Raw genomic sequence first — 3,372 nt, 5'->3', positions numbered from 1 at the left:
AGCTGCCCATCCGCACCCTCTCGGACATGGTCGGTATCCCCGAATCCGAGCGGCAGCAGGTGGCTCACGCCGCCGACGCGCTGGTCTCGTGGGCCGACCCGATCTATCTGGATGGCCGCAATCCGCTGGAAGTGCTTGTGGCGAACCAGTTCTACCTGCACCAGGTCGCCAATGCGCTGGCGGCCGATCGCCGGAGGAATCCGGGCAACGATCTGATCAGCGCCCTGGTGCACGCCGAGGTGGACGGTGACCGGCTCACCGACGCCGAGGTGGCGGCGTTCTTCGTGCTGCTCGCGGTTGCCGGCAATGACACCACCCGCCAGGCCACCAGCCACGCACTCAGGGCGCTCACCGATTTCGGCGATCAGCGAGCCTGGCTGATGGCGGATTTCGACGATCGGATCGGCGGCGCGGTAGAGGAGTTCGTGCGCTGGTCGACGCCGGTGATGACGTTTCGCCGTACCGCGGCAACCGATGTCGAGCTCGGGGGCCAGCGGATCTCGGCGGGGGAGAAGGTGGTGATGTTCTATGCCTCAGGCAACTGGGATGCCGAGGTGTTCGACCATCCGGAGCACTTCGATCTGAGCCGAAAGCCCAATCCCCACCTGGGTTTCGGTGGTGGTGGCAGGCATTTCTGCCTGGGTGCGCATGTCGCGAGGACTCAGCTGCGGGCGATCTTCGACGAGTTGTTGCACCGGCTGCCCGATATCTCCGCGGGTGAACCGGCGTACCTGCAGGGCAACTTCGTGCACGCTATCCGGTCGATGCCGTGTACGTTCTCGTGAGTTCACCGGCCAGCAGGGTCAGCATCTCCGAGCAGCCGGCGTGGACCTTCACGGCGGCCAGATCGTCCCCGCGGGTGGGGCCGCGGTTGATGATGGCTACCGGAATTCCGTGCGCCGCGGCGTGCCGCACGAACCGGTAGCCCGAGTACACGGTCAGCGACGACCCGGCCACCAGCAGTGCCTGCGCCCGGTCGACCAACGAATACGCGTGTTCCACACGGTCTTTGGGGACATTCTCGCCGAAGTACACGATATCGGGTTTGAGCATGCCGCCACAGGCCGGGCAGTCCACCGTGACGAACGAGGCGGTATCGCTGACCACGGCATCGGCGTCGGGGGCGACGGCGATGCCACCGACCGCCTCGGCGCGTTCCAGGAACCCGGGATTGGCGGCCTCCAGCAACTCCGCCAGCCTGCTGCGAGCCATGGTGTGCCTGCAATCGAGACACACCACCTGTGCGTAGGTGCCGTGCAGGTTGACGACGCCGCGGCTGCCGGCCTTGGTGTGCAGCAGGTCGACGTTCTGGGTGATCAGCCCGCCCACGACGCCCGAGGACTGCAACCCGGCCAGGGCCCGGTGGCCCGCATTGGGCCGGGTGTCGGCCATATGCCGCCAGCCGATGTGATTGCGGGCCCAGTACCGCTGCCGGAAAACCGGGTCCGAGGTGAACTGTTTGATGGTCATCGGATTGCTCGGCGGGGAGTCCGGACCGCGATAGTCGGGGATCCCGGAATCGGTGGACATGCCTGCGCCGGTGAGTGCGGCGAGGTGGCGCCCCTGCAGCAGGGCGACGAGTTCGGGTGCATCCACTTGTTCGAGGATATCCGCAGCGTGGCAGGCTCGCCGCATGGCTGCTGTCGACGTGGCGGAGCGCACCCGCCGGGCGGCCCGGGCCGCCGTCGCTGCCGGCCGGGCCCTCGGCCTGGCCGTGGACCGGGCCGAGGTGCTGCACGACGCCTTCTCGGTGGTGGCCCACCTGCAGCCCGAACCGGTGGTGGCCCGCGTCCAGGTGGTGCTGCCGCCGGGGCTCAGCGACCACCGGCAGCTGGCCCGGCAGCAGCGTGAGCTCGACGTCGTCGAGTGGCTGGCCGGTCGCGGGGTTCCGGTGGTGCGCCCGTCCCGCTGGTTCCGCGGTCGCCGGTGCGCCGGGACGGGTTGGCGATGACGTTCTGGGAGCTCGCCGACGTCGCGGCCGACCATGAGCCCTACTCCGCCGTGCCGATGACCTACACCGCGACCCTGCACGCCGCCCTGGCCGGCTATCCCGGCGATCTCCCGTTCCTCACCCCGTTCAACCGGAGCCTGGCCGGGATGCTGACCGCCCTCGACGACTCCGGTCCGCTCGGGCGCGACGACATCAGCCGGCTTCATGCCGAATATGCTGTTCTGCGTTCGGTTTTCGCCGACCGGACCACCCTGGGCGCGGCATTCCCCGATGTGCGGGTGCAAACCATCCACGGAGACGGCCCGGCGCTCAACGTCATCCGGACCACCGGCGGCGTCCGGTTCGCCGACTTCGAAGACGTGACGACCGGACCGGTGGAGTGGGATCTCGCACTCGCCGGCCCGGCGGCGGTCGCCGAGTACGACGATGCGGCGCGCGAGCGCGGTCTGCCGCCGACGAATCCGGAACTGCAGCGTCTGGTGGACGCCGCGGGGATGCTGCTCAGCGTCAGCTGCCTGGGCCTGGTCGAACAGTTGCCGCTGCTGGCAACCCAATTGGATTCGGTGGTGGCGTCCTGGCGGGCCGCCGACCCGCTCCGCCGGTAGCGTTTGCGCAGGTCGACGGCGTCACCTGTGGTAGGGCTCACGAAGTTGTTGACACCCCGTCACCCGATCTTGACCCGCGACGGGCGACAATGGAGGGCGATGGACTTCTACAGCGCCTACCGCCATGGTTTCGTGCGGGTCGCCGCCTGCACTCACCACACGGCGTTGGCGGACCCGCCGGCGAACGCCGAATCGGTGCTGGCGATGGCCAGGGACTGCCACGACGACAACGTCGCGGTCGCGGTGTTTCCGGAGCTCACGCTGTCGGGCTACTCGATCGAGGACATCCTGCTGCAGGACGCGCTGCTGGAGTCGGTCGAGGAGGCGTTGATCGAGATCGTCGCGGCATCGGCGGTCCTGCTGCCGGTGCTGGTGATCGGCGCGCCGCTGCGGTACCGGAACCGGATCTACAACACCGCCGTGGTCATCCACCGCGGCGCCGTGCTCGGCGTGGTGCCGAAGTCCTACCTGCCGACCTACCGGGAGTTCTACGAGCGCAGGCAGATGGCCGCGGGCGACGACGTCAGCGGCGTCATCCGGGTCGCCGGTGCCGAGGTGCCATTCGGTCCCGACCTGTTGTTCACCGCGACCGATCTGCCCGGATTCGTGCTGCACGTCGAGATCTGCGAGGACATGTTCATCCCGGTGCCGCCGAGCGCGACGGCCGCGCTGGCCGGCGCGACGATCCTGGCCAATCTGTCGGGGAGCCCGATCACGGTGGGCCGGGCCGAGGACCGCGCCCTGCTGGCCCGCTCGGCGTCCTCGCGCTGCCTGGCCGCCTATGTGTACGCCGCCGCGGGCGAGGGGGAGTCGACC

Annotated in this window: 5 protein-coding genes; 4 read left to right on the top strand and 1 reads right to left on the bottom strand. The window is 69.1% G+C overall.

Features of this window, described 5'->3' with window-relative positions:
- Positions 1-785: cytochrome P450 (locus ACWDTP_RS37990; RefSeq protein ID WP_450028370.1), on the top strand; the 785-nt coding region annotated here is incomplete at its 5' end.
- On the opposite strand, the gene ACWDTP_RS37985 is transcribed toward ACWDTP_RS37990, so the two are convergent.
- Positions 754-1,596, bottom strand: a complete 843-nt coding sequence (locus ACWDTP_RS37985; RefSeq protein WP_450028369.1) for an NAD-dependent protein deacetylase — start codon at positions 1,594-1,596, stop codon at positions 754-756. The genes ACWDTP_RS37990 and ACWDTP_RS37985 overlap by 32 nt on opposite strands.
- A 37-nt stretch (positions 1,597-1,633) precedes the next feature.
- On the opposite strand from ACWDTP_RS37985, the gene ACWDTP_RS37980 reads away from it, so the two are divergent.
- The 3 genes from ACWDTP_RS37980 to ACWDTP_RS37970 form a co-directional block, all read left to right on the top strand.
- Positions 1,634-1,951, top strand: coding sequence for a hypothetical protein (locus tag ACWDTP_RS37980; RefSeq protein WP_450028368.1), 318 nt, complete (start codon positions 1,634-1,636; stop codon positions 1,949-1,951).
- Complete coding sequence (locus ACWDTP_RS37975; protein ID WP_450028367.1) at positions 1,948-2,556, top strand: hypothetical protein; 609 nt, start codon at positions 1,948-1,950, stop codon at positions 2,554-2,556. The genes ACWDTP_RS37980 and ACWDTP_RS37975 overlap by 4 nt, the downstream gene beginning before the upstream one ends.
- Positions 2,557-2,655: 99 nt before the next feature.
- A partial coding sequence (locus ACWDTP_RS37970) for a nitrilase-related carbon-nitrogen hydrolase (RefSeq protein ID WP_450028366.1) occupies positions 2,656-3,372 on the top strand: 717 nt, incomplete at its 3' end.

This window comes from Mycobacterium sp. NPDC003449 (genome assembly GCF_053588415.1).
The sequence above is the reverse complement of the archived record's forward strand: the minus strand, read 5'-3'. Positions and strand labels throughout refer to the sequence as shown.

Excerpts from the sequence above, each read along its gene's own strand:
- ACWDTP_RS37975 (WP_450028367.1), top strand. The coding sequence starts at position 1,948 with ATGACGTTCTGGGAGCTCGCCGACGTCGCGGCCGACCATGAGCCCTAC.
- ACWDTP_RS37980 (WP_450028368.1), top strand. The coding sequence starts at position 1,634 with ATGGCTGCTGTCGACGTGGCGGAGCGCACCCGCCGGGCGGCCCGGGCC.